Consider the following 25,687-nt stretch of genomic DNA (forward strand, 5'->3'; position numbering starts at 1 on the left):
TATTATTTACTACCCCCTAGTACTATATTTATTGCTTGTCTTAAGTTGTCTACAGGCCATATTTCTATTCCTTTCACATCTTTCACTACTTCATAGTTATTTCTTGGAATAACCATTTTAGTAAATCCAAGCTTCTTGCACTCCGCTATTCTCTTTTCTATAAAGCTGACAGCTCTAACTTCTCCTGTTAGTCCTACCTCTCCTGTTACCGCTATGGTTTCATCTACAGGTAAATTTCTAAAACTTGAAGCTATAGATATTACTATACCTAGGTCTATAGATGGTTCATTTATTTTGATTCCACCTACAACGTTAATATAAACGTCTTGATTTTGTATTTGAAGGCCAACACGTTTTTCAAGAACTGCTAAAAGCATACTCACTCTATTATAGTCTACTCCAGTTGCTGTTCTCTTTGGTATACCAAAACTTGTAGGAGACACTAATGCTTGTAATTCTAGAAGCATTGGTCTAGTTCCTTCTACAGTAGAAATTATTACTGATCCAGCCACATCTTTTGGCTTTTCTGATATAAGTATTTTTGATGGATTTTCAAGTTCGACTAACCCTAAATCTCTCATCTCAAACACTCCAAGTTCATTAGTCGAACCAAACCTGTTTTTTACAGCTCTTACCATTCTATAAGTATTATATCTCTCTCCTTCAAAATATAAGACTGTATCAACCATGTGCTCAAGTAACTTGGGTCCAGCTAAAGATCCTTCTTTTGTTACATGTCCAACTACAAAGGTTGATATACCCATTTTTTTAGAAATTTTCATAAATTTTGAAGTTCCTTCTTTTATTTGGCTAACTGTACCAGGAGCTGATGATATTTCTGGGCTAAATACTGTCTGTATAGAGTCTAATATTATAAGTTTTGGATTAATACTTTCAAGTTGAGATTCTATCATGCTTAAATTATTTTCTGCATATATATATAAATTATCGGAATTTATTCCCAATCTTTGAGCCCTCATTTTTATTTGAGATTCAGATTCTTCTCCTGATATATACAGTACTCTTTTCCCAGAGTTTGCAACGTTACTTGAGACTTGTATTAAAAGAGTTGATTTTCCTATACCAGGGTCTCCACCTACAAGAACTAAAGATCCTTTTACAACTCCTCCTCCAAGCACTCTATCTAGCTCGTTTATACATGTTGAAAATCGCTCTTCTTCTTTAGTTTGTATAGAATTTATACTTACTGGTTTAGAAGAAGACTTATCTATAATAAATATATCCTTTTTAGAACCCTTTTGCTCTATTTCTTCCACAAAAGTATTCCATTTAGTACATTCTGGACATTTTCCTAACCATTTTGATGTTTCGTATCCACATTCTTGGCATACATATTTTGTCTTTATTTTCGCCATTTTAAATCACCCTTAACTTCCTATTATCTATATAATTTTAACATACGTATGGTGTATTATGTAAAGTTATTGAGTTTTTAAATTAAATTTTAAATATTCTTAGCGTATTAATAAATTTATTAATACAAAAATAAAGGGGAAATATAATCTCCCCCTTATAATATATCATTACTCTTTACTTTCAAATATTATATCATTATCTTTAGCTTTTGCTATAACAGTACTTCCTTTTTTTATATTTCCCTTTAGAATCTCTTCTGATAATTTATCTTCTAATTCTTTTTGTATAGCTCTTTTTAATGGTCTTGCTCCATATTCCAAATCAAAACCTGATTTTGCTATTAGTTTTATAGCATCCTCTCTCATCTCTAATTTTATATCCATTTTTTCTAGTCTCTTAACTAAATCTTGAGTCATTATTATTACTATCTTAGATATATGCTCTTCTGTTAATGAATGGAATACTATTATATCATCAATTCTATTTATAAATTCTGGTCTAAAGTTTTTCTTTACTTCTCCCATTATATTTTCTTTCATTTTTTCATATTGAGTTTTTACAATCATCTCTTCATCTTTATTGGCGCTAAACCCTAAAGTTTTTTGCTTATCAATTGTAGTAGCACCTACATTTGAAGTCATTATTATTATAGTATTTTTAAAATCAACAGCTCTTCCTTTTGAATCTGTTAGTCTACCTTCATCTAATATTTGTAATAGTATATTGAATACATCTGGATGAGCCTTTTCTATTTCATCAAATAATACAACTGAGTATGGATGTCTTCTAACCTTTTCGGTCAATTGGCCTCCTTCATCATATCCTACATATCCTGGAGGGGAACCTATCATTCTAGACACGGCATGCTTTTCCATATATTCAGACATATCTATTCTTATAATTTGATTTTCATCTCCAAATTGAACTTCAGATAATGCTTTAGACAATTCAGTTTTTCCTACACCTGTTGGACCTAAAAACAAAAATGAACCAATTGGTTTATTAGGATCTTTAAGCCCTGCTCTTGATCTTCTTATTGCGCTAGCAATAGATTTAACTGCTTGTTCTTGACCTACCACTCTATCATGTAATGTATCTTCTAACTTCAATAATTTATAAGATTCTTCTTCTACTATTTTATTTATTGGTATTCCAGTCCATAGCTCAACAACTTCTGCTATTGCTTCTGCATCAACCAAATCTGCATACTTAGTTGATTTATTCCACTGTTGTCTTACTTCTTCTAATTGTTTTTTAAGATTTTCTTGCTCATCTCTTATTTTAGCTGCTTTTTCAAAATCTTGATACCTAACAGCCTCTTCTTTTTCATTTATTATATTTTGCATTTCATCTTCTAAGTTTTTTATTTCAGATGTTGGTGTAACTTCTCTTAATCTAACCCTAGAAGCTGCTTCATCTATTAAATCTATAGCTTTATCTGGTAAAAATCTATCTGGTATATATCTAATAGATAGTTCAACAGATGCTTTTATAGCTTCATCACTTATTTTAACTCTGTGATGAGCTTCATATTTGTCTCTTAATCCTTGTATCATTTTTATAGTATCTTCAACTGTAGGCTCATTTACCATAACTGGTTGGAATCTTCTTTCAAGCGCTGAATCTTTTTCTATATGCTTTCTAAATTCATCTATAGTTGTAGCACCTATAACTTGAATGTCTCCTCTTGATAAGGCTGGCTTTAATATATTTGATGCATCTATTGTACTTTCTCCAGTTGATCCTGCTCCTATTATTGTGTGTAATTCATCTATAAATAAAATTATATTTTCATTTTTCATTACTTCATCTACTACACTTTTTATTCTTTCTTCAAATTCTCCTCTATATTTAGCTCCTGCTAACATTGATCCCATGTCTAAAGTATATAATGTTTTATTTTTTAATGTTTCAGGAACATCCCCTATTGATATATTTATAGCCAAACCTTCTACAATAGAAGTTTTTCCTACACCTGGATCACCTATTATCACAGGATTGTTCTTTGTTCTTCTACTTAATATTTGAACAATTCTTTGTATTTCCTTTTCCCTTCCTATTACAGGATCTATTTTTCCTTGTGAAGCATAATTAGTAAGATTAATTCCATATTTATCTAGTAATTTAGATGATGTTGATTGAACTTTAGCTGGATACTTGTTCTCTTCTTCTTGCTGCACTGCATATTCGTCTAATCCCATCATATCTATTATTAATTGTACTATTGTTCTTTCATCTATTCCTTCGGCATTTAGTATTTTAATTCCTATACCTTCACCTTCTTGAACAATCGCAAGTAGTATATGCTCTGTTCCTATATAATTAGTTTTTAATTTATTTGCAAACATACCAGATAGTTCTAGTATCTGTTTACTTCTAGGACTTAATGTTATATCTGAAGGTGTACTTTCTACTTTACCTTCTATTTCAATTATTCTTGCTTCTAATATAGTATCTGTTATCCCTAATTTTAATAGTACTTTAGCTGCTATGCCTTCTTTTTCTCTTAATAATCCTAAAAGAATATGTTCACTGCCAACAACCTCATGTCCTAGCTTTTGGGCCGATTCTAAACTTAAATCTATAGCTTTTTTAGCCCTTTGAGTAAATCTATTAAAGTACATTACATCCCCTCCTGCCTTACATCTTATATATCTTAAAATTTATCGATAGTATTATATTTACGATTCCTTATGATATGTGTAATGGTTAATTATATAATTTATATGATTTTTTATACTTAATGTTTACACATACAAATCTATTTTTATAAAAATTTATTTATCTTAATCCACTATATGAATTAGAATTTAAAAGGCTCCAGACAATCTATCTGCAGCCTTTTTTATAAAATTTTTAATTATTATTTGCTAGTGATATAATTTTTTGAGCTATTTGATTAGGAACCTCTTCATACTTTTCTATTTCCATCTCGAAATATCCTCTTCCTTGTGTCATAGATCTTAAATCTATAGCATATTTAAATGTTTCTGCTTGAGGAGCTTGAGCATATATTACTTGCTTTCCTTTATCATCAGGCTCCATTCCAAGTATTTTTCCTCTTCTCTTATTAATATCTCCCATTACATCTCCCATATATTCATCTGGTATTGTTATTTTAAGTTTCATTATAGGCTCCAATAGTACTGGTTGTGCTTGCTCCATACCTTTTTTAAAAGCAGCGCTTGCTGCTAGCTTAAATGCCATTTCAGAAGAATCTACATCATGATATGAGCCATCATAAAGAGTAGCTTTTATATTAGTAACAGGGAAACCTGCAAGTGTTCCTTTTAGCATAGAATCCTTTAACCCTTTTTCTACTGCTGGTATATATTGCTTAGGAACAGACCCACCAAATATTGCTTCTGCAAATTCAAAGTCATCATTACTTCTCTCAAATTTTATTTTTACATCTCCATATTGTCCATGACCACCAGATTGTTTTTTATGCTTTCCTTGAACATCAGCATAACCTCTTATAGTCTCTCTATAGGCAACCTTAAGATCCATTAATTCTACATCTACTCCAAATTTTTCTTTCATTCTATTTTTTACTGTATTTATGTGTAATTCTCCTTGACCTCCTATAAGAGCTTGTTTTGTTTCTGAATTTCTATACCAACGTATAGTTGGATCTTCTTCTACTATTTTATTTAATGTTATACTTACTTTTTCTTCATCCCCCTTATTTTTAGGTGTTATAGCATAATATATTTGTGGTCTAGGAAGATTTATTTCAGATAAAGGCTCTTCCTCTCTATCTGATGATAATGTATATCCTGTTTGTAATGAGTTTACCTTAGTAAGCATAACTACATCTCCGCATTTAGCTTTTTCTATTTCTACCAAATCATTATTTTTCATTGTATATAAGTTATATATTTTCTCTTTTATATCTTTATTTATATTAAACACATCATTATCTTTAGTAATTTCTCCTTGAGTAACCTTTAAATAAGACATTTTCCCTATAAATGGATCTACTACTGTCTTAAAAATAAATCCTTTAAATACACTGTCTTTACCTTTATATTTAGGTTCTAAATATTTAGATACTGTTTCTAATATCTCAGATGTACCTATATTGTTTATCGTGGAACCACAAATTACTGGAATAATATCTCCTCTTTGCATACCTATAGTTAATCCTTTTTGTATATCATCAAAGCTTAAATCTTCTCCACTAAAATACTTATCTAGTATCTCGTCATCAGTTTCTGCTATAAGTTCCATCAAGGCTTCTTTTACACTCATAGCTTCATCTTTAAATTCGCCCTCTAAATCATCCATATTTTCAAAAACATTGTGTAATTTAATAAATTTTTTATCTTTATAAATAGGTATAATCATAGGCACTACTTTATTTCCATACTTTTCTCTTAACATAACTAAAGTATCTTTATATCTAGCTTTTTCATTATCTATTTTGTTTATAAACATTATCTTTGGAATATTTCCAGTTAATTCTAATGACTTCTCTGTACCTACTTGAACATCAGTAGTTGCATCTATTACTATTATAGCTGCATCACTTGCACTAAGTGACGATATAACTTCTCCACTGAAATCAAAATATCCCGGAGTATCTAGTAAGTTATACTTAAAATCATTATATTCAATTGGTACTAGCCCCATACTGTAGGTCATTGTTACTTTATCTGTTATCTTAGGTATTTTATTAGTAAGATTTGCTGTATATGATATAGCTTCAATTAGATTTGTTTTTCCGCAACCACTATGTCCTAGTACTGATATGTTTCTTAACATATTGCTATCATAAACTTTCATAAAAGCACCTACCTTTTAATATTTATACAAAATCTAGATATTACACTTTATTAAATATTTGTTATTCTCTTCAAGATAACGTTTCTTTGCGATATGTAACTTACTTGTCTTTTGTATGACAAATGGTGAGGTAACTAACTTGATTTGAGTATAAAACTATCCTCTTTATACAATATGTATTTAATTAACTTTCTAGACTAATTTATCTTTACCTATTTTTATTAGTATAGATAATAAAAAACAGATTTAAGTATATTTCTATATTAAAATCTTTCTCTCCTTCTTTTTATAAATAAATTTTAATTTTGAATTTATATTAAATAAAAATACATTAACTTTATATAAATATAGGTATCTATTTATTATTTAATTAACCCTTAGAATTAAACGTCTTGGTAAGTGTCTTTAGATATAAATTGTATTTTCTTAAAATAAAAGATACTCTAGATAATTATCTAGAGTATTTTTTATTTTACTTTATTTTTTCATTTCCATTAGTAACTGCTTATCTCTTACCATTTCATTTTCAGATACTTTTATAGATTTTACTATACAATCTGTTTTTGAAACAATTATAGTTTCCATCTTCATAGCTTCTATTATTAGTAATGGTTGATTTTGTTTTACCTCATCATTTTTATTAACCAATATTTTTACTACTTTACCAGGAATACTAGCACCAATTTGTAAAGGGTCATTCATATCAGCTTTTACTATATCTTTAATATTACCCGAGAAATTTTTATCTTTTACTTCAATTTCTCTTATCATGCCATTTAATTCGAATACAATCGTTCTTGTTCCACTTTCTTTGACATCACCTATTTCAACTAACTTAATTGTTAGCACCTTACCCTCTTCTATTTCAACTTCACATTCTTCACCTTTATTTAATCCATAGAAGTATACATGACTTTCAAGTTTAGATATATCATTGTATTCTTGTAAATGTTTTATATATTCTTCATATACCTTTGGATATAATGTGTAACTTAAAACGTTTCTTATATTTGCATTTATATTACAATTACTATCTAAATAAGCTTTTGCCATATCAAAGTCTTCGTCAGGAATTAATAGTCCTGGTCTTATAGTTATAGGTTTTTCACCTTTCAATACAATTTCTTGAATATCTTCAGGTATTCCACCTTCTGGTTGACCAATCATTCCTTTACAGTAATCTACTACTGAATCCGGGAAAGATAGTTTTTTTCCTTCTTGTATAATATTTGCTTTATTTAATTTATTTTTAGCCATAAATATTGCTAAATCTCCAACTACCTTTGAGGATGGAGTAACTTTTATAATATCTCCTAGCACTTCATTTGCTTCTTTATACATTAATTTTACTGTATCAAACTTATTAGTTAACCCTAAGCTATCGGCTTGTGGCTTTAGATTTGTATATTGTCCTCCTGGTATTTCATATTTATATATCTCTGCAGAAGGGTTTATTAAATCACTTTCAAACTTGCTATATATCTTTCTTAAATCTCTATAGTAGCTTCCTATCTCCTCATATCCGTATAAATCAATTTTAGTGTCTCTTTCAGTATTTTTAAGCGCCTCTACTATAGCATTTATAGATGGCTGGCTAGTTAATCCTGCCATAGTTTCTAGTGCACCATCAACAATATCTACTCCAGCTTCTGATGCCATTAAGCATGTAGCTATACCATTTCCACTAGTATCATGAGTGTGTAAATGTATTGGTGTATCTACATTTCTTTTTAATTCTTTTATAAGTGTATACGCTGCATAAGGCTTAAGTAACCCAGCCATATCTTTTATACATATAATATCTGAACCTAAACTTTCTAATTCTTTAGCCATTCTTATATAATAATCTAAATCATATTTCGTTTTAGTTTTATCTAATATATCACCTGAGTAACATATACTTGCTTCTACTATTTTTCCTGTTTCTAATGCAGCTGATATAGAAGGTTTCATATTTTCTACCCAGTTTAAAGAATCAAATATCCTAAATACATCTATACCTTGTTTTGAAGATTCACTTATGAACTCTTTAATTACATTATCAGGATAATTTTTATACCCTACACCATTAGATGCTCTAAATAACATCTGGAACATTATATTAGGTATAACTTTTCTTAGCTTTTGAAGTCTAATCCAAGGAGATTCATTCAAGAATCTATATGCTACATCAAAAGTAGCTCCTCCCCACATTTCTAACGAGAATAAATCTTTCATATAATCATTTGTAGGTTCTGCTACTTGTAATAAATCATAAGTTCTAAGTCTGGTTGCTAGCAATGATTGATGTGCATCTCTCATTGTAGTATCTGTTAGTAATAGTTTTTTTTCATTCTTTATACTTTCTATATAATCTTTCTTACCTAATCTATCAAATAAGTCCTTGCTACCTTCAGACTTTATAAGTTCACTTTTTATACTAGGCTTGTGTAGTGATTCAAATATAGGTTTATCGTTGCATTTATTTTCATTTACTACTACATCTCCTATAAATTGAAGTAACTTTGTTCCTCTATCTTTACTTTCTCTTATCTCAAATAGCTCTGGATTTTCGTCTATAAATTTAGTACTACATTCACCTTTTGCAAAAATAGGGTTGTTTAGTACATTTACTAGAAAGCCTATATTAGTTTTTACACCTCTTATTCTAAGCTCTTTTATAGATCTTACAGTTTTATTTATAGCTCCTTTGAAAGTCCTATCCCAAGATATAGTTTTAACTAACAAGCTATCATAATATGGACTTATATTAGATCCTGTAAATCCATTTCCACCATCTAATCTAATTCCATTTCCTGATCCAGTTCTATAGACTTGTATTTTACCTGTATCTGGCATAAATTTATTTTTAGGGTCTTCAGTTGTTATTCTACACTGTATAGAGTAGCCTCTTACTTCAACATCTTCTTGAGATTTTATATTTATTTCATCACTATCTAATCTATGTCCCTGAGCTATTAATATTTGACTTTGAACTATATCTATTCCTGTTATCATTTCTGTAACAGTATGTTCAACTTGCACTCTAGGATTCATTTCTATAAAATAGTGGTGCTTGCTATCATCTACTAAAAATTCTAATGTTCCTGCATTAACATAGCCTACATGTTTAGCTATTTTTATTGCATCTCTACATATGCTTTCTCTTAATTCATCCTCTAGAGAAAACGCTGGTGCATATTCAATTATTTTTTGATGTCTTCTTTGAACAGAGCAATCTCTTTCATATAAATGTACTATATTACCGTGCTTATCCCCTAGTATTTGTACTTCTATATGTTTTGGATCTGCTATATATTTTTCTATAAATATAATGTCTTCACCAAATGCCTTTCTTGATTCACTACATGCAGTCTTATATTCTATCTCTAGGTCATTTTCATTATATACAACCCTCATACCTCTTCCACCACCACCATTAGAGGCTTTAAGCATGATAGGGTAACCGATTTCTTTTGCAATTCTTTTAGCTTCTTCAGAAGTCTTTATTGGTTTATCTATTCCCGGTATAGTATCAACATTAACCTCTTTTGCGATTTTTTTAGCATTTATTTTATCTCCCATCATGTTCATTATATCTGCTGATGGACCTATAAAAATTATTCCATTTTCCTCACACTTACGTACAAATTCTGGGTTTTCAGATAAAAAACCATATCCAGGATGAATTGCATCTACATTCTTTCTTTTAGCTAAATCTATTATTGCATCCATATCTAAGTATGCATCTACAGGACCTTTATCCTCACCTATTAAATAAGATTCATCTGCTTTTGTTCTAAATAAGCCATATTTATCTTCTTTACTATATATACCAACACTTTTTATACCTAGTTCAGAGCAAGCTCTGAATATTCTTATGGCTATTTCGCCTCTATTAGCTACTAGTATTTTGTTAAATTTTTTAAGCATAGTATCTAAAAATCCCCCTCATTCTTATAATATTAAAGATTATAGACTAATTAACTTTAATTTGAAATACCTCTAGATAAGTTCCTTAATAAATAATACAAATATATCAAAGTAAGTAATTTATATCATTTAGTTTTAAAAATCACCTCACTAAAGTAAAGCTGATTTTTGTCATAATAATTGCTAACTTATTTATTTTATGGAATAATAACAAAATATGTTCTGTGTAAATATCTATCTCTGTAAGAATTAATTTTCAAAAACAAAAAACTCCCTAAAGGAGTTTTTGTTTTTGAAAATTATAAAATTTACTTATTTAATATTGTAAGCACAATTTCTCAAATTCACGCAATAAAAAAAGATTACGTGGCTACGTCTTACTCTCCCAGGCAGTTGCCCACCAAGTACCATCAGCGCTAAAGAGCTTAACTTCTGTGTTCGGAATGGGAACAGGTGTATCCTCTTTGCTATTGTAACCACATAATCTTTTATTTTAGAGTTAATACTCTGAAAACTACAAACATTTATTGAAATTATCATTTTAAATTGAGGTCAAGTCCTCGACCTATTAGTATCGATAAGCTAAATACATTACTGCACTTACACCTTCGACCTATCAACCAGGTAGTCTTCCTGGGGTCTTACCCTTACGGTGGGAAATCTTATCTTGAAGTTGGCTTCGCGCTTAGATGCTTTCAGCGCTTATCCATTCCGTACATAGCTACCCAGCCATGCCCTTGGCAGAACAACTGGTACACCAGAGGTACGTCCATCCCGGTCCTCTCGTACTAAGGACAGGTCTCCTCAAATTTCCTACGCCTGCGACGGATAGGGACCGAACTGTCTCACGACGTTCTGAACCCAGCTCGCGTACCACTTTAATGGGCGAACAGCCCAACCCTTGGGACCTACTACAGCCCCAGGATGTGATGAGCCGACATCGAGGTGCCAAACCTCCCCGTCGATGTGGACTCTTGGGGGAGATAAGCCTGTTATCCCCAGGGTAGCTTTTATCCGTTGAGCGATGGCCCTTCCATGCGGAACCACCGGATCACTAAGTCCGACTTTCGTCCTTGCTCGACCTGTATGTCTTGCAATCAAGCTCTCTTTTGCCTTTACACTCTTCGTACGATTTCCGACCGTACTGAGAGAACCTTTGAGCGCCTCCGTTACTCTTTGGGAGGCGACCGCCCCAGTCAAACTGCCCACCTGACGGTGTCCCAAGACCTGATTCAAGGCCTCTGGTTAGGATCCCAGTACTACAAGGGTGGTATCCCAAGGATGACTCCACACAAACTGGCGTTCATGCTTCAAAGTCTCCCACCTATCCTGTACATGTAGTACCAAGACCCAACGTCAAGCTACAGTAAAGCTCCATGGGGTCTTTCCGTCCTGTCGCAGGTACCCGGCATCTTCACCGGGATTACAATTTCACCGAGTCTATTGTTGAGACAGTGCCCAAATCGTTACGCCTTTCGTGCGGGTCGGAACTTACCCGACAAGGAATTTCGCTACCTTAGGACCGTTATAGTTACGGCCGCCGTTTACTGGGGCTTAAGTTCACTGCTTCGATTGCTCTAACAGATCCCCTTAACCTTCCAGCACCGGGCAGGCGTCAGCTCCTATACATCGTCTTGCGACTTAGCAGAAACCTGTGTTTTTGGTAAACAGTCGCTTGGGCCTATTCTCTGCGGCCATCCAAAGGATGGCACCCCTTCTCCCTAAGTTACGGGGTCATTTTGCCGAGTTCCTTAACAATAGTTCTCTCGCTGGCCTTAGGATACTCTCCTCACCCACCTGTGTCGGTTTGAGGTACGGGCGCCTTTAAACTCGATAGAGACTTTTCTTGACAGTGTGAAATCAGCTACTTCGCTACTAAATTTCGCTCCCCATCGTACCCCAGCATTATCAAGACGGATTTGCCTATCTTGACTGCCTCAGTACTTAGCCACACATAACCAACAGTGTGGTTAGCTTATCCTACTGTGTCATCCCATTTCTCAAGCGTTTATTGGCGGTACAGGAATATCAACCTGTTGTCCATCACCTACGCCTTTCGGCCTCGGCTTAGGTCCCGACTAACCCAGGGCGGACGAACCTTCCCCTGGAAACCTTGGGTTTACGGCCCGTGGGATTCTCACCCACGTCTCGCTACTCATGCCAACATTCTCACTCGTATACTGTCCACGCGTCCTTACGGTCACGCTTCAGCCTGCATACGAAGCTCCCCTACCCATCATAATGATGCCGTAGCTTCGGTAGTACGTTTTAGCCCCGGAAATTTTCGGCGCAGGATCACTCGACCAGTGAGCTATTACGCACTCTTTAAATGAGTGGCTGCTTCTAAGCCAACATCCTGGTTGTCTGTGCAATCCCACATCCTTTACCACTTAACGTACATTTAGGGACCTTAGCTGACGATCTGGGCTGTTGCCCTTTCGACTATGAATCTTATCACCCACAGTCTGACTCCCAAGTATAAGAATACGGCATTCGGAGTTTGATAGTCTTCGGTAAGTGCAATACCCCCTAAGACATTCAGTGCTCTACCTCCGCTTCTCTCAACCTTGAGGCTAGCCCTAAAGCTATTTCGGGGAGAACCAGCTATCTCCGGGCTCGATTGGAATTTCACCGCTATCCACAAGTCATCCCCGAGCTTTTCAACGCTCGTGGGTTCGGTCCTCCACGAAATTTTACTTTCGCTTCAACCTGCTCATGGATAGGTCGCCCGGTTTCGGGTCTACGTCAAGTAACTTAAGCGCCCATTTAAGACTCGCTTTCGCTACGGCTCCGCACCTTAAGTGCTTAACCTTGCTACTTAACGTAACTCGTTGGCCCGTTCTACAAAAAGTACGCGGTCACACAAATAATGTGCTCCCACAGCTTGTAAGTGCAGGGTTTCAGGTTCTATTTCACTCCCCTCCCGGGGTTCTTTTCACCTTTCCCTCACGGTACTATGCGCTATCGGTCACTAGGTAGTATTTAGGCTTGGAGGATGGTCCCTCCTACTTCCCACAGGGTTTCACGTGTCCCGTGGTACTCTGGATCATGCTAGTAGCTTTCTCGTTTCAATTACAGGGCTATTACCTTCTATGGCGGAGCTTTCCAACTCTCTTCACTTACGATATTGCATCCATATTGCATGTCCGCAACCCCAACAAAGAAAACTTCATTGGTTTGGCCTGTTCCGCGTTCGCTCGCCGCTACTTACGGAATCGAATTTCTTTCTTTTCCTCCGGGTACTTAGATGTTTCAGTTCCCCGGGTTCCCCTCGCTAAGCTATGTATTCACTTAACGATACTTAGACATTACTCTAAGTGAGTTTCCTCATTCGGAAATCTTCGGATCAAAGTTTACGTGCAACTCCCCGAAGCTTATCGCAGCTTATCGCGTCCTTCATCGGCTCCTAGTGCCAAGGCATCCGCCCTGCACCCTTAATAACTTGACCAGTTATTAAAGTGTTTCGTAAACGAACAAACTTCACATACGTTCAGTTTATTCCGTTACTCAAAGTTTGATATTTTAACGACTTATCTTGTCATTGATATTTTTAGAAGTTATCTTCTTCATATATATAAAATGATGTCATATCACTAAATGTTATGCAGTTTTCAAGGTACTAACGTACTTCGTCAACGATATTATTTCACATACGTTCAATAACATCCGTTACTCAAAGTAATATTTCGGGCTACGCCCTATTTTTGAGATGTTCTAATGAACCCTCAAAATTAAACAGTAGGCAATTCTCCTTAGAAAGGAGGTGATCCAGCCGCACCTTCCGATACGGCTACCTTGTTACGACTTCACCCCAGTTATTGATTTCACCTTCGACGGCCGCTTCCAAAAGGTTAGCAAACCGGCTTCGGGCGCCCCCAACTTCCGTGGTGTGACGGGCGGTGTGTACAAGACCCGGGAACGCATTCACCGCAGCATTCTGATCTGCGATTACTAGTAACTCCAGCTTCATGTAGGCGAGTTTCAGCCTACAATCCGAACTGAGAATGGCTTTAAGGGATTAGCTCCGCCTCACGACTTGGCTGCCCTCTGTACCACCCATTGTAGCACGTGTGTAGCCCTAAGCATAAGGGGCATGATGATTTGACGTCATCCCCACCTTCCTCCAGGTTATCCCTGGCAGTCCCTCTAGAGTGCCCAACTTAATGCTGGCAACTAAAGGCAAGGGTTGCGCTCGTTGCGGGACTTAACCCAACATCTCACGACACGAGCTGACGACAACCATGCACCACCTGTCACTTTTGTCCCCGAAGGGAAATCTCCGATTAGGGAGAGGTCAAAAGGATGTCAAGCTTAGGTAAGGTTCTTCGCGTTGCTTCGAATTAAACCACATGCTCCGCTACTTGTGCGGGTCCCCGTCAATTCCTTTGAGTTTCACTCTTGCGAGCGTACTTCCCAGGCGGAGTACTTAATGCGTTAGCTGCGCCACCGAAGGGGGTAACCTCCGACAGCTAGTACTCATCGTTTACGGCGTGGACTACCAGGGTATCTAATCCTGTTTGCTCCCCACGCTTTCGTGCCTCAGTGTCAGTTACAGTCCAGAGAGCCGCCTTCGCAACTGGTATTCCTCCTAATATCTACGCATTTCACCGCTACACTAGGAATTCTACTCTCCTCTCCTGCACTCAAGTTTCTCAGTTTCAAAGGCTTACTACGGTTGAGCCGTAGCCTTTCACCTCTGACTTAAGAAACCACCTACGCACCCTTTACGCCCAGTAATTCCGGATAACGCTAGCCCCCTACGTATTACCGCGGCTGCTGGCACGTAGTTAGCCGGGGCTTCCTCCTCAAGTACCGTCATTATCTTCCTTGAGGACAGAGCTTTACGACCCGAAGGCCTTCATCGCTCACGCGGCGTTGCTGCATCAGGCTTTCGCCCATTGTGCAATATTCCCCACTGCTGCCTCCCGTAGGAGTTTGGACCGTGTCTCAGTTCCAATGTGGCCGATCACCCTCTCAGGTCGGCTACTGATCGTCGCCTTGGTAAGCCGTTACCTTACCAACTAGCTAATCAGACGCGGGTCCATCCTGTACCGCCGGAGCTTTGATAAGAAAGCCATGCGACTCTCTCATGTTATCCCGTATTAGCATACCTTTCGGTATGTTATCCGTGTGTACAGGGCAGGTTACCCACGCGTTACTCACCCGTCCGCCGCTCTTTCCCGAAGGAAATCGCTCGACTTGCATGTGTTAGGCACGCCGCCAGCGTTCATCCTGAGCCAGGATCAAACTCTTAAATATAAGTTTTGACTTGGGCTCAGATACTGTTATATATCTGGCTTTGTTTGGTTGTTTCAAATTCTATAAATTAACCTACTGTTTAATTTTCAAAGTTCATTTTAAGCAACCATTTTGGTGCTTATTTTTTCAACTTCCTTAGTTTACCAAAGCCATTTAACTTTGTCAACTTTTTTCTGTTGTTTTTTATTTATTTGCCCTTTTCTTAAGGACAAGTAATACTATACCATCTTAACTTTATATCGTCAATACTTTTTGTGATATTTTTTACTGTTATTTTTAACTTACAAGCTAAAACCATGAATATCACTTAATTTGAGAAATCTATTCATTATAAAAATAATTTAAAAGTTATATTTAAATTTGTTTATAAAGATATGATTTAAATATTTTTATCTATAAATTAAATCCAAATAAGCTATTTAATATAATCAATCTATTTTCCATAGATAGTATAATAACTCAAGCAATATGTGCCTTTTTATATTATGTAAAATAGATTATTTTATAAAATAATTTATAATTTTTATAAAATAATCTATTCGTACATATCTATTTATGTATTTAAATTATAATCAATTGGTGCTAATTTATGATTTTTAGTTTTATATTTTTATGCATTATTAATCAACTTGAGATAATAACCTCTTTGTTATATCAGAAAGTTTTAATTCACCTAATTCTTCATGTGCCATGGCTATTACTACCTTTATAGTATTATCTGAATTATCCCATTTATACGCTCTAGCATTCATTATAACATCTTCTGGCATTAGTTCTTCTAATTCCATAGCTAATTCATCAGCTAATGTCATATATTCATCAAATAAATCTTCTTGTTCTATATCATCTAGTTCATAGTTTTCTTTTATTATTTCATTTAGTTCATCTATACTTATACTAATTTGATAAGCTAAAGTGTCTTCTCTTTTACTACCTTTAGTCATATCTTTTTCAACTATAAATTCACTATTTTCTTCTATAGCCACTTTTATTTCACTACTGTCAATTATTTCATTCCCAAAAACTATATACAAATCATCATCTCCTTAAGTTTACTTAGCCATTGCTTCGATTAAAGATTCTTTCAAAGATTTTTTTATACCTTTTTCTTTTGCCATCCTTATTAGATATCTGTATCTAGATTTTTTAGCCTCTAAATCATATATGGCAACATCTACTAATTCTGGATCACTAACAAATTGAAAAAAATGCTCTGCAGTTTTAACTTCTACCTGAGCTCTTTTTATCTCTTTCATTATTTTTTGTTTTTCCTTATCTTTATCAATCTTATTTCTTTTAGACATATTTTATCCTCCATAGTTTACATATACTATGAATTTTGACAGTTTATATAATTCATATACATTACTACGTAAAATAAAAAGGTAAAATAAAAACCTCTAGTGAATTTCACTAGAGGTTACTGGTGGGATTAACAGGGCTCGAACCTGTGACCCCCTGCTTGTAAGGCAGGTGCTCTCCCAGCTGAGCTATAATCCCGCGTATATGGTGCGCCCAAAGGGACTCGAACCCCTAACCTTCTGATTCGTAGTCAGACACTCTATCCAGTTGAGCTATAGGCGCACATTTATGGAGGCGACACCCAGATTCGAACTGGGGATCAAGGAGTTGCAGTCCACTGCCTTACCACTTGGCTATGTCGCCTTACTTTTATGGGGTGGATAATGAGAGTCGAACTCACGACCTCCAGAGCCACAATCTGGCGCTCTAACCAACTGAGCTATACCCACCATATATATATTGGTCGAGGTAGAGGGACTCGAACCCCCGGCCCCATGGTCCCAAACCAAGTGCGCTACCAAACTGCGCTATACCTCGATATTACTTTAATCTAAAAGTGGTGGACCATCAGGGACTCGAACCCCGGACCTACCGGTTATGAGCCGGGCGCTCTAACCAACTGAGCTAATGGTCCACATATATTGGTAGCGGTAACAGGAGTCGAACCTGTGACCTTTCGGGTATGAACCGAACGCTCTAGCCAACTAAGCTATACCGCCACATTATTGGTGCCCAGAGGCGGAATCGAACCACCGACACGGGGATTTTCAGTCCCCTGCTCTACCGACTGAGCTATCTGGGCATTTGGCGGAGAGGGTGGGATTCGAACCCACGGTGCCGTTAAGCATCACTGGTTTTCAAGACCAGCTCCTTAAACCACTCGGACACCTCTCCATTGGTGATCCATCCGCGACTCGAACGCGGGACACCCTGATTAAAAGTCAGGTGCTCTACCGACTGAGCTAATGGATCACAATATTTACTTGGCAGGGGATGCAGGACTCGAACCTACGCATGTAGCAGTCAAAGTGCTATGCCTTACCGACTTGGCGAATCCCCTATGAATGTGGTGAGCGCACAGGGATTCGAACCCCGGACACACGCCTTAGAAGGGCGTTGCTCTATCCAGCTGAGCTATGCACCCACATTGTTTTGTTTTGGAGCGGGAAACGAGATTCGAACTCGCGACTTCAACCTTGGCAAGGTTGCGCTCTACCACTGAACTATTCCCGCATGGTAAAGTAAAGTGGTGCGGATGAAGGGAGTCGAACCCCCACGCCATAGGCGCCAGATCCTAAGTCTGGTGCGTCTGCCAATTCCGCCACATCCGCAGCTTAACTTTTTGGTGGAGGATGGTGGATTCGAACCACCGAAATCGTCGATAACAGATTTACAGTCTGCCCCCTTTGGCCGCTCGGGAAATCCTCCGTGTTTATGGAGCTAGTGATAGGAATCGAACCTACAACCTGCTGATTACAAGTCAGCTGCTCTACCGTTGAGCCACACTAGCAAATTGGCGGGAATAACAGGACTCGAACCTGTGACCCATTGATTAACAGTCAATTGCTCTACCAACTGAGCCATATTCCCACATTAAGTTTTGGCGACCTGGAAGGGACTCGAACCCTCGACCTCCAGCGTGACAGGCTGGCATTCTAACCAACTGAACTACCAGGCCGCAAATGGTGGGACTAACAGGGCTCGAACCTGTGACCCCCTGCTTGTAAGGCAGGTGCTCTCCCAGCTGAGCTATAGTCCCATACGTTTAATCTGGAGCGGGTGAAGGGGATCGAACCCTCACAGCCGGCTTGGAAGGCCGGAACTCTACCATTGAGCTACACCCGCATATTTAATTGGTGACCCATAGGGGAATCGAACCCCTGTTACCGCCGTGAAAGGGCGGTGTCTTGACCGCTTGACCAATGGGCCATTTAATTGGTTGCGGAGGCAGGACTCGAACCTACGACCTTCGGGTTATGAGCCCGACGAGCTGCCAACTGCTCCACTCCGCGATATTAAATGTATATATGGTGCCGAAGACCGGAATCGAACCGGTACGAGAGGTAAGTCCCGCAGGATTTTAAGTCCTGTGCGTCTGCCAGTTCCGCCACTTCGGCATTGATTTGTGGAGGCGACACCCAGATTCGAACTGGGGATCAAGGAGTTGCAGTCCACTGCCTTACCACTTGGCTATGTCGCCATACAAAATACAAATTGGTGATCCATCCGCGACTCGAACGCGGGACACCCTGATTAAAAGTCAGGTGCTCTACCGACTGAGCTAATGGATCATTTTATGGGGTGGATAATGAGAGTCGAACTCACGACCTCCAGAGCCACAATCTGGCGCTCTAACCAACTGAGCTATACCCACCATATATATTGGTCGAGGTAGAGGGACTCGAACCCCCGGCCCCATGGTCCCAAACCAAGTGCGCTACCAAACTGCGCTATACCTCGACATTATTTTAAGTTAAAAGTGGTGGACCATCAGGGACTCGAACCCCAGACCTACCGGTTATGAGCCGGGCGCTCTAACCAACTGAGCTAATGGTCCACATATATTGGTAGCGGTAACAGGAGTCGAACCTGTGACCTTTCGGGTATGAACCGAACGCTCTAGCCAACTAAGCTATACCGCCACATTATTGGTGCCCAGAGGCGGAATCGAACCACCGACACGGGGATTTTCAGTCCCCTGCTCTACCGACTGAGCTATCTGGGCATTTGGCGGAGAGGGTGGGATTCGAACCCACGGTGCCGTTAAGCATCACTGGTTTTCAAGACCAGCTCCTTAAACCACTCGGACACCTCTCCATTGGTGATCCATCCGCGACTCGAACGCGGGACACCCTGATTAAAAGTCAGGTGCTCTACCGACTGAGCTAATGGATCACAATATTTACTTGGCAGGGGATGCAGGACTCGAACCTACGCATGTAGCAGTCAAAGTGCTATGCCTTACCGACTTGGCGAATCCCCTATGAATGTGGTGAGCGCACAGGGATTCGAACCCCGGACACACGCCTTAGAAGGGCGTTGCTCTATCCAGCTGAGCTATGCACCCACATTGTTTTGTTTTAAAATTAAGTTGGTGCGGATGAAGGGAGTCGAACCCCCACGCCATAGGCGCCAGATCCTAAGTCTGGTGCGTCTGCCAATTCCGCCACATCCGCAGCTTAACTTTTTGGTGGAGGATGGTGGATTCGAACCACCGAAATCGTCGATAACAGATTTACAGTCTGCCCCCTTTGGCCGCTCGGGAAATCCTCCGTGTTTATGGAGCTAGTGATAGGAATCGAACCTACAACCTGCTGATTACAAGTCAGCTGCTCTACCGTTGAGCCACACTAGCAAATTGGCGGGAATAACAGGACTCGAACCTGTGACCCATTGATTAACAGTCAATTGCTCTACCAACTGAGCCATATTCCCACATTAAGTTTTGGCGACCTGGAAGGGACTCGAACCCTCGACCTCCAGCGTGACAGGCTGGCATTCTAACCAACTGAACTACCAGGCCGCAAATGGTGGGACTAACAGGGCTCGAACCTGTGACCCCCTGCTTGTAAGGCAGGTGCTCTCCCAGCTGAGCTATAGTCCCATACGTTTAATCTGGAGCGGGTGAAGGGGATCGAACCCTCACAGCCGGCTTGGAAGGCCGGAACTCTACCATTGAGCTACACCCGCATATTTAATTGGTGACCCATAGGGGAATCGAACCCCTGTTACCGCCGTGAAAGGGCGGTGTCTTGACCGCTTGACCAATGGGCCATTTAATTGGTTGCGGAGGCAGGACTCGAACCTACGACCTTCGGGTTATGAGCCCGACGAGCTGCCAACTGCTCCACTCCGCGATATTAAATGTATATATGGTGCCGAAGACCGGAATCGAACCGGTACGAGAGGTAAGTCCCGCAGGATTTTAAGTCCTGTGCGTCTGCCAGTTCCGCCACTTCGGCATACCACGTGGCTACGTCTTACTCTCCCAGGCAGTTGCCCACCAAGTACCATCAGCGCTAAAGAGCTTAACTTCTGTGTTCGGAATGGGAACAGGTGTATCCTCTTTGCTATTGTAACCACATTATTTTTTATATCCATTTCTTGGACAAGTATTATATTAACACTTTTTATTAAAAAGGTCAATACTTTTTTCTATATTTTTAAACATTTTAAGTTTATTAAATATAGAAATTAATACTCTGAAAACTGCAAACATTTATTGAAATTATCATTTTAAATTGAGGTCAAGTCCTCGACCTATTAGTATCGATAAGCTAAATACATTACTGCACTTACACCTTCGACCTATCAACCAGGTAGTCTTCCTGGGGTCTTACCCTTACGGTGGGAAATCTTATCTTGAAGTTGGCTTCGCGCTTAGATGCTTTCAGCGCTTATCCATTCCGTACATAGCTACCCAGCCATGCCCTTGGCAGAACAACTGGTACACCAGAGGTACGTCCATCCCGGTCCTCTCGTACTAAGGACAGGTCTCCTCAAATTTCCTACGCCTGCGACGGATAGGGACCGAACTGTCTCACGACGTTCTGAACCCAGCTCGCGTACCACTTTAATGGGCGAACAGCCCAACCCTTGGGACCTACTACAGCCCCAGGATGTGATGAGCCGACATCGAGGTGCCAAACCTCCCCGTCGATGTGGACTCTTGGGGGAGATAAGCCTGTTATCCCCAGGGTAGCTTTTATCCGTTGAGCGATGGCCCTTCCATGCGGAACCACCGGATCACTAAGTCCGACTTTCGTCCTTGCTCGACCTGTATGTCTTGCAATCAAGCTCTCTTTTGCCTTTACACTCTTCGTACGATTTCCGACCGTACTGAGAGAACCTTTGAGCGCCTCCGTTACTCTTTGGGAGGCGACCGCCCCAGTCAAACTGCCCACCTGACGGTGTCCCAAGACCTGATTCAAGGCCTCTGGTTAGGATCCCAGTACTACAAGGGTGGTATCCCAAGGATGACTCCACACAAACTGGCGTTCATGCTTCAAAGTCTCCCACCTATCCTGTACATGTAGTACCAAGACCCAACGTCAAGCTACAGTAAAGCTCCATGGGGTCTTTCCGTCCTGTCGCAGGTACCCGGCATCTTCACCGGGATTACAATTTCACCGAGTCTATTGTTGAGACAGTGCCCAAATCGTTACGCCTTTCGTGCGGGTCGGAACTTACCCGACAAGGAATTTCGCTACCTTAGGACCGTTATAGTTACGGCCGCCGTTTACTGGGGCTTAAGTTCACTGCTTCGATTGCTCTAACAGATCCCCTTAACCTTCCAGCACCGGGCAGGCGTCAGCTCCTATACATCGTCTTGCGACTTAGCAGAAACCTGTGTTTTTGGTAAACAGTCGCTTGGGCCTATTCTCTGCGGCCATCCAAAGGATGGCACCCCTTCTCCCTAAGTTACGGGGTCATTTTGCCGAGTTCCTTAACAATAGTTCTCTCGCTGGCCTTAGGATACTCTCCTCACCCACCTGTGTCGGTTTGAGGTACGGGCGCCTTTAAACTCGATAGAGACTTTTCTTGACAGTGTGAAATCAGCTACTTCGCTACTAAATTTCGCTCCCCATCGTACCCCAGCATTATCAAGACGGATTTGCCTATCTTGACTGCCTCAGTACTTAGCCACACATAACCAACAGTGTGGTTAGCTTATCCTACTGTGTCATCCCATTTCTCAAGCGTTTATTGGCGGTACAGGAATATCAACCTGTTGTCCATCACCTACGCCTTTCGGCCTCGGCTTAGGTCCCGACTAACCCAGGGCGGACGAACCTTCCCCTGGAAACCTTGGGTTTACGGCCCGTGGGATTCTCACCCACGTCTCGCTACTCATGCCAACATTCTCACTCGTATACTGTCCACGCGTCCTTACGGTCACGCTTCAGCCTGCATACGAAGCTCCCCTACCCATCATAATGATGCCGTAGCTTCGGTAGTACGTTTTAGCCCCGGAAATTTTCGGCGCAGGATCACTCGACCAGTGAGCTATTACGCACTCTTTAAATGAGTGGCTGCTTCTAAGCCAACATCCTGGTTGTCTGTGCAATCCCACATCCTTTACCACTTAACGTACATTTAGGGACCTTAGCTGACGATCTGGGCTGTTGCCCTTTCGACTATGAATCTTATCACCCACAGTCTGACTCCCAAGTATAAGAATACGGCATTCGGAGTTTGATAGTCTTCGGTAAGTGCAATACCCCCTAGGACATTCAGTGCTCTACCTCCGCTTCTCTCAACCTTGAGGCTAGCCCTAAAGCTATTTCGGGGAGAACCAGCTATCTCCGGGCTCGATTGGAATTTCACCGCTATCCACAAGTCATCCCCGAGCTTTTCAACGCTCGTGGGTTCGGTCCTCCACGAAATTTTACTTTCGCTTCAACCTGCTCATGGATAGGTCGCCCGGTTTCGGGTCTACGTCAAGTAACTTAAGCGCCCATTTAAGACTCGCTTTCGCTACGGCTCCGCACCTTAAGTGCTTAACCTTGCTACTTAACGTAACTCGTTGGCCCGTTCTACAAAAAGTACGCGGTCACACAAATAATGTGCTCCCACAGCTTGTAAGTGCAGGGTTTCAGGTTCTATTTCACTCCCCTCCCGGGGTTCTTTTCACCTTTCCCTCACGGTACTATGCGCTATCGGTCACTAGGTAGTATTTAGGCTTGGAGGATGGTCCCTCCTGCTTCCCACAGGGTTTCACGTGTCCCGTGGTACTCTGGATCATATCTAAAGAATTATCGTTTCAAATACAGGGCTATTACCTTCTATGGCGGAGCTTTCCAACTCTCTTCACTTACGATGACCTCTTCGTTTATGATATGTCCGCAACCCCAACGAAGAAAACTTCATTGGTTTGGCCTGTTCCGCGTTCGCTCGCCGCTACTTACGGAATCGAATTTCTTTCTTTTCCTCCGGGTACTTAGATGTTTCAGTTCCCCGGGTTCCCCTCGCTAAGCTATGTATTCACTTAACGATACTTAGACATTACTCTAAGTGAGTTTCCTCATTCGGAAATCTTCGGATCAAAGTTTACGTGCAACTCCCCGAAGCTTATCGCAGCTTATCGCGTCCTTCATCGGCTCCTAGTGCCAAGGCATCCGCCCTGCACCCTTAATAACTTGACCAGTTATTAAAGTGTTTCGTCAACGAACAAACTTCGTATTCACTCAGTTTATTACGTTACTCAAAGTTGATATTTTAATGACTTATCGTGTCGTTGATATTTTTAGAAGTTATCTTCTTCATATATATAAAATGATGTCATATCACTAAATGTTATGCAGTTTTCAAAGTACTAATTTTGAAGGAATGAACCCTCAAAATTAAACAGTAGGCAATTCTCCTTAGAAAGGAGGTGATCCAGCCGCACCTTCCGATACGGCTACCTTGTTACGACTTCACCCCAGTTATTGATTTCACCTTCGACGGCCGCTTCCAAAAGGTTAGCAAACCGGCTTCGGGCGCCCCCAACTTCCGTGGTGTGACGGGCGGTGTGTACAAGACCCGGGAACGCATTCACCGCAGCATTCTGATCTGCGATTACTAGTAACTCCAGCTTCATGTAGGCGAGTTTCAGCCTACAATCCGAACTGAGAATGGCTTTAAGGGATTAGCTCCGCCTCACGACTTGGCTGCCCTCTGTACCACCCATTGTAGCACGTGTGTAGCCCTAAGCATAAGGGGCATGATGATTTGACGTCATCCCCACCTTCCTCCAGGTTATCCCTGGCAGTCCCTCTAGAGTGCCCAACTTAATGCTGGCAACTAAAGGCAAGGGTTGCGCTCGTTGCGGGACTTAACCCAACATCTCACGACACGAGCTGACGACAACCATGCACCACCTGTCACTTCTGTCCCCGAAGGGAAATCTCCGATTAGGGAGAGGTCAAAAGGATGTCAAGCTTAGGTAAGGTTCTTCGCGTTGCTTCGAATTAAACCACATGCTCCGCTACTTGTGCGGGTCCCCGTCAATTCCTTTGAGTTTCACTCTTGCGAGCGTACTTCCCAGGCGGAGTACTTAATGCGTTAGCTGCGCCACCGAAGGGGGTAACCTCCGACAGCTAGTACTCATCGTTTACGGCGTGGACTACCAGGGTATCTAATCCTGTTTGCTCCCCACGCTTTCGTGCCTCAGTGTCAGTTACAGTCCAGAGAGCCGCCTTCGCAACTGGTATTCCTCCTAATATCTACGCATTTCACCGCTACACTAGGAATTCTACTCTCCTCTCCTGCACTCAAGTTTCTCAGTTTCAAAGGCTTACTACGGTTGAGCCGTAGCCTTTCACCTCTGACTTAAGAAACCACCTACGCACCCTTTACGCCCAGTAATTCCGGATAACGCTAGCCCCCTACGTATTACCGCGGCTGCTGGCACGTAGTTAGCCGGGGCTTCCTCCTCAAGTACCGTCATTATCTTCCTTGAGGACAGAGCTTTACGACCCGAAGGCCTTCATCGCTCACGCGGCGTTGCTGCATCAGGCTTTCGCCCATTGTGCAATATTCCCCACTGCTGCCTCCCGTAGGAGTTTGGACCGTGTCTCAGTTCCAATGTGGCCGATCACCCTCTCAGGTCGGCTACTGATCGTCGCCTTGGTAAGCCGTTACCTTACCAACTAGCTAATCAGACGCGGGTCCATCCTGTACCGATAAATCTTTGATAAGAAAGCCATGCGACTCTCTCATGTTATCCCGTATTAGCATACCTTTCGGTATGTTATCCGTGTGTACAGGGCAGGTTACCCACGCGTTACTCACCCGTCCGCCGCTCTTTCCCGAAGGAAATCGCTCGACTTGCATGTGTTAGGCACGCCGCCAGCGTTCATCCTGAGCCAGGATCAAACTCTTAAATATAAGTTTTGACTTGGGCTCAGATACTGTTATATATCTGGCTTTGTTTGGTTGTTTCAAATTCTATAAATTAACCTACTGTTTAATTTTCAAAGTTCATTTTAAGCAACCATGTTGGTGCTTATTTTTTCAACTTCCTTAGTTTACCAAAGCTATTTAACTTTGTCAACTTTTTTCTGTT

At 40.1% G+C, this 25,687-nt stretch carries 6 protein-coding genes, 44 tRNA genes and 6 rRNA genes; all 56 read right to left on the reverse strand.

What is annotated here, in order from left to right:
• Positions 1-2 precede the first annotated feature (2 nt).
• The gene (gene radA / locus JNUCC81_RS18535; RefSeq protein WP_454094773.1) at positions 3-1,376 is read right to left on the reverse strand and encodes a DNA repair protein RadA; all 1,374 of its coding nucleotides are present in this window, start codon (positions 1,374-1,376) and stop codon (positions 3-5) included.
• 168 nt (positions 1,377-1,544) lie between these two features.
• Positions 1,545-4,001 carry an ATP-dependent Clp protease ATP-binding subunit gene (locus JNUCC81_RS18540; RefSeq protein WP_454094774.1) on the reverse strand — a complete coding sequence of 819 codons (2,457 nt, stop codon included), beginning with the start codon at positions 3,999-4,001 and terminating at the stop codon, positions 1,545-1,547.
• A gap of 232 nt (positions 4,002-4,233) precedes the next feature.
• Positions 4,234-6,165 (reverse strand): elongation factor G, encoded by a 1,932-nt coding sequence (locus tag JNUCC81_RS18545; RefSeq protein WP_454094775.1) that lies wholly within the window; start codon positions 6,163-6,165, stop codon positions 4,234-4,236.
• 477 nt (positions 6,166-6,642) lie between these two features.
• The gene (locus JNUCC81_RS18550; RefSeq protein ID WP_454094776.1) at positions 6,643-10,077 is read right to left on the reverse strand and encodes a pyruvate carboxylase; all 3,435 of its coding nucleotides are present in this window, start codon (positions 10,075-10,077) and stop codon (positions 6,643-6,645) included.
• Positions 10,078-10,441: 364 nt separating this feature from the next.
• A 5S ribosomal RNA gene (gene rrf / locus JNUCC81_RS18555) occupies positions 10,442-10,558 on the reverse strand.
• A 67-nt stretch (positions 10,559-10,625) separates the two neighbouring features.
• Positions 10,626-13,525: ribosomal RNA gene (locus tag JNUCC81_RS18560) — 23S ribosomal RNA — on the reverse strand.
• 308 nt (positions 13,526-13,833) lie between these two features.
• Positions 13,834-15,336 (reverse strand): 16S ribosomal RNA (locus tag JNUCC81_RS18565).
• Together the 16S, 23S and 5S rRNA genes form the textbook arrangement of a ribosomal RNA operon.
• A gap of 620 nt (positions 15,337-15,956) precedes the next feature.
• Positions 15,957-16,370, reverse strand: a complete 414-nt coding sequence (locus JNUCC81_RS18570) for a hypothetical protein (protein ID WP_454094777.1) — start codon at positions 16,368-16,370, stop codon at positions 15,957-15,959.
• An 18-nt stretch (positions 16,371-16,388) separates the two neighbouring features.
• A complete protein-coding gene (locus tag JNUCC81_RS18575) occupies positions 16,389-16,640 on the reverse strand; it encodes a DUF2508 family protein (RefSeq protein ID WP_454094778.1) in 252 nt (83 codons plus the stop codon).
• Between the two features lie 120 nt (positions 16,641-16,760).
• Positions 16,761-16,836 (reverse strand) — tRNA-Val (locus tag JNUCC81_RS18580).
• Positions 16,837-16,843: 7 nt separating this feature from the next.
• A tRNA-Arg gene (locus JNUCC81_RS18585) sits at positions 16,844-16,920 on the reverse strand.
• A gap of 7 nt (positions 16,921-16,927) precedes the next feature.
• Positions 16,928-17,001, reverse strand: a tRNA-Cys gene (locus tag JNUCC81_RS18590).
• A 9-nt stretch (positions 17,002-17,010) separates the two neighbouring features.
• Positions 17,011-17,087, reverse strand: a tRNA-His gene (locus JNUCC81_RS18595).
• A gap of 11 nt (positions 17,088-17,098) precedes the next feature.
• A tRNA-Pro gene (locus JNUCC81_RS18600) sits at positions 17,099-17,175 on the reverse strand.
• Between the two features lie 20 nt (positions 17,176-17,195).
• Positions 17,196-17,272: transfer RNA gene (locus tag JNUCC81_RS18605), tRNA-Ile, on the reverse strand.
• Positions 17,273-17,280: 8 nt separating this feature from the next.
• Positions 17,281-17,357 (reverse strand) — tRNA-Met (locus tag JNUCC81_RS18610).
• A 7-nt stretch (positions 17,358-17,364) separates the two neighbouring features.
• A tRNA-Phe gene (locus JNUCC81_RS18615) sits at positions 17,365-17,440 on the reverse strand.
• Positions 17,441-17,443: 3 nt separating this feature from the next.
• Positions 17,444-17,532 (reverse strand) — tRNA-Ser (locus JNUCC81_RS18620).
• Positions 17,533-17,534: 2 nt separating this feature from the next.
• Positions 17,535-17,610, reverse strand: a tRNA-Lys gene (locus JNUCC81_RS18625).
• A 12-nt stretch (positions 17,611-17,622) separates the two neighbouring features.
• Positions 17,623-17,698 (reverse strand) — tRNA-Gln (locus JNUCC81_RS18630).
• Between the two features lie 7 nt (positions 17,699-17,705).
• A tRNA-Arg gene (locus tag JNUCC81_RS18635) sits at positions 17,706-17,782 on the reverse strand.
• A gap of 14 nt (positions 17,783-17,796) precedes the next feature.
• Positions 17,797-17,871, reverse strand: a tRNA-Gly gene (locus tag JNUCC81_RS18640).
• Between the two features lie 14 nt (positions 17,872-17,885).
• Positions 17,886-17,969, reverse strand: a tRNA-Leu gene (locus tag JNUCC81_RS18645).
• Between the two features lie 12 nt (positions 17,970-17,981).
• Positions 17,982-18,066: transfer RNA gene (locus JNUCC81_RS18650), tRNA-Tyr, on the reverse strand.
• A 7-nt stretch (positions 18,067-18,073) separates the two neighbouring features.
• Positions 18,074-18,148, reverse strand: a tRNA-Thr gene (locus tag JNUCC81_RS18655).
• A 4-nt stretch (positions 18,149-18,152) separates the two neighbouring features.
• Positions 18,153-18,228 (reverse strand) — tRNA-Asn (locus JNUCC81_RS18660).
• Between the two features lie 11 nt (positions 18,229-18,239).
• A tRNA-Asp gene (locus JNUCC81_RS18665) sits at positions 18,240-18,316 on the reverse strand.
• A 5-nt stretch (positions 18,317-18,321) separates the two neighbouring features.
• Positions 18,322-18,397: transfer RNA gene (locus JNUCC81_RS18670), tRNA-Val, on the reverse strand.
• A gap of 12 nt (positions 18,398-18,409) precedes the next feature.
• A tRNA-Gly gene (locus JNUCC81_RS18675) sits at positions 18,410-18,483 on the reverse strand.
• A 9-nt stretch (positions 18,484-18,492) separates the two neighbouring features.
• A tRNA-Glu gene (locus tag JNUCC81_RS18680) sits at positions 18,493-18,567 on the reverse strand.
• A gap of 7 nt (positions 18,568-18,574) precedes the next feature.
• Positions 18,575-18,650, reverse strand: a tRNA-Met gene (locus JNUCC81_RS18685).
• Positions 18,651-18,666: 16 nt separating this feature from the next.
• Positions 18,667-18,755: transfer RNA gene (locus tag JNUCC81_RS18690), tRNA-Leu, on the reverse strand.
• Positions 18,756-18,764: 9 nt separating this feature from the next.
• A tRNA-Cys gene (locus JNUCC81_RS18695) sits at positions 18,765-18,838 on the reverse strand.
• Between the two features lie 15 nt (positions 18,839-18,853).
• A tRNA-Lys gene (locus JNUCC81_RS18700) sits at positions 18,854-18,929 on the reverse strand.
• A 6-nt stretch (positions 18,930-18,935) separates the two neighbouring features.
• A tRNA-His gene (locus tag JNUCC81_RS18705) sits at positions 18,936-19,012 on the reverse strand.
• A gap of 9 nt (positions 19,013-19,021) precedes the next feature.
• A tRNA-Pro gene (locus JNUCC81_RS18710) sits at positions 19,022-19,098 on the reverse strand.
• A 20-nt stretch (positions 19,099-19,118) separates the two neighbouring features.
• Positions 19,119-19,195, reverse strand: a tRNA-Ile gene (locus tag JNUCC81_RS18715).
• Positions 19,196-19,203: 8 nt separating this feature from the next.
• A tRNA-Met gene (locus JNUCC81_RS18720) sits at positions 19,204-19,280 on the reverse strand.
• Between the two features lie 7 nt (positions 19,281-19,287).
• Positions 19,288-19,363, reverse strand: a tRNA-Phe gene (locus JNUCC81_RS18725).
• Positions 19,364-19,366: 3 nt separating this feature from the next.
• Positions 19,367-19,455 (reverse strand) — tRNA-Ser (locus JNUCC81_RS18730).
• Between the two features lie 2 nt (positions 19,456-19,457).
• Positions 19,458-19,533, reverse strand: a tRNA-Lys gene (locus tag JNUCC81_RS18735).
• A 12-nt stretch (positions 19,534-19,545) separates the two neighbouring features.
• Positions 19,546-19,621, reverse strand: a tRNA-Gln gene (locus JNUCC81_RS18740).
• Between the two features lie 7 nt (positions 19,622-19,628).
• Positions 19,629-19,705, reverse strand: a tRNA-Arg gene (locus JNUCC81_RS18745).
• 25 nt (positions 19,706-19,730) lie between these two features.
• Positions 19,731-19,814, reverse strand: a tRNA-Leu gene (locus JNUCC81_RS18750).
• Positions 19,815-19,826: 12 nt separating this feature from the next.
• Positions 19,827-19,911 (reverse strand) — tRNA-Tyr (locus tag JNUCC81_RS18755).
• A gap of 7 nt (positions 19,912-19,918) precedes the next feature.
• Positions 19,919-19,993 (reverse strand) — tRNA-Thr (locus JNUCC81_RS18760).
• A gap of 4 nt (positions 19,994-19,997) precedes the next feature.
• A tRNA-Asn gene (locus JNUCC81_RS18765) sits at positions 19,998-20,073 on the reverse strand.
• Between the two features lie 11 nt (positions 20,074-20,084).
• Positions 20,085-20,161, reverse strand: a tRNA-Asp gene (locus JNUCC81_RS18770).
• A 5-nt stretch (positions 20,162-20,166) separates the two neighbouring features.
• Positions 20,167-20,242 (reverse strand) — tRNA-Val (locus JNUCC81_RS18775).
• 12 nt (positions 20,243-20,254) lie between these two features.
• Positions 20,255-20,328: transfer RNA gene (locus JNUCC81_RS18780), tRNA-Gly, on the reverse strand.
• Between the two features lie 9 nt (positions 20,329-20,337).
• Positions 20,338-20,412 (reverse strand) — tRNA-Glu (locus tag JNUCC81_RS18785).
• Between the two features lie 7 nt (positions 20,413-20,419).
• Positions 20,420-20,495: transfer RNA gene (locus JNUCC81_RS18790), tRNA-Met, on the reverse strand.
• 16 nt (positions 20,496-20,511) lie between these two features.
• Positions 20,512-20,600, reverse strand: a tRNA-Leu gene (locus JNUCC81_RS18795).
• Positions 20,601-20,605: 5 nt separating this feature from the next.
• A 5S ribosomal RNA gene (rrf, locus tag JNUCC81_RS18800) occupies positions 20,606-20,722 on the reverse strand.
• Between the two features lie 159 nt (positions 20,723-20,881).
• Positions 20,882-23,783, reverse strand: a 23S ribosomal RNA gene (locus JNUCC81_RS18805).
• Between the two features lie 223 nt (positions 23,784-24,006).
• Positions 24,007-25,509 (reverse strand): 16S ribosomal RNA (locus JNUCC81_RS18810).
• Between the last annotated feature and the right edge of the window lie 178 nt (positions 25,510-25,687).

The sequence above is a fragment of the Faecalimicrobium sp. JNUCC 81 genome, from assembly GCF_053667625.1.

Bases quoted from the DNA above. Each gene is read 5' to 3' on its own strand.
- radA (WP_454094773.1), bottom strand. From the start codon at position 1,376: ATGGCGAAAATAAAGACAAAATATGTATGCCAAGAATGTGGATACGAA.
- JNUCC81_RS18550 (WP_454094776.1), bottom strand. From the start codon at position 10,077: ATGCTTAAAAAATTTAACAAAATACTAGTAGCTAATAGAGGCGAAATA.
- JNUCC81_RS18540 (WP_454094774.1), bottom strand. From the start codon at position 4,001: ATGTACTTTAATAGATTTACTCAAAGGGCTAAAAAAGCTATAGATTTA.
- JNUCC81_RS18545 (WP_454094775.1), bottom strand. From the start codon at position 6,165: ATGAAAGTTTATGATAGCAATATGTTAAGAAACATATCAGTACTAGGA.
- JNUCC81_RS18575 (WP_454094778.1), bottom strand. From the start codon at position 16,640: ATGTCTAAAAGAAATAAGATTGATAAAGATAAGGAAAAACAAAAAATA.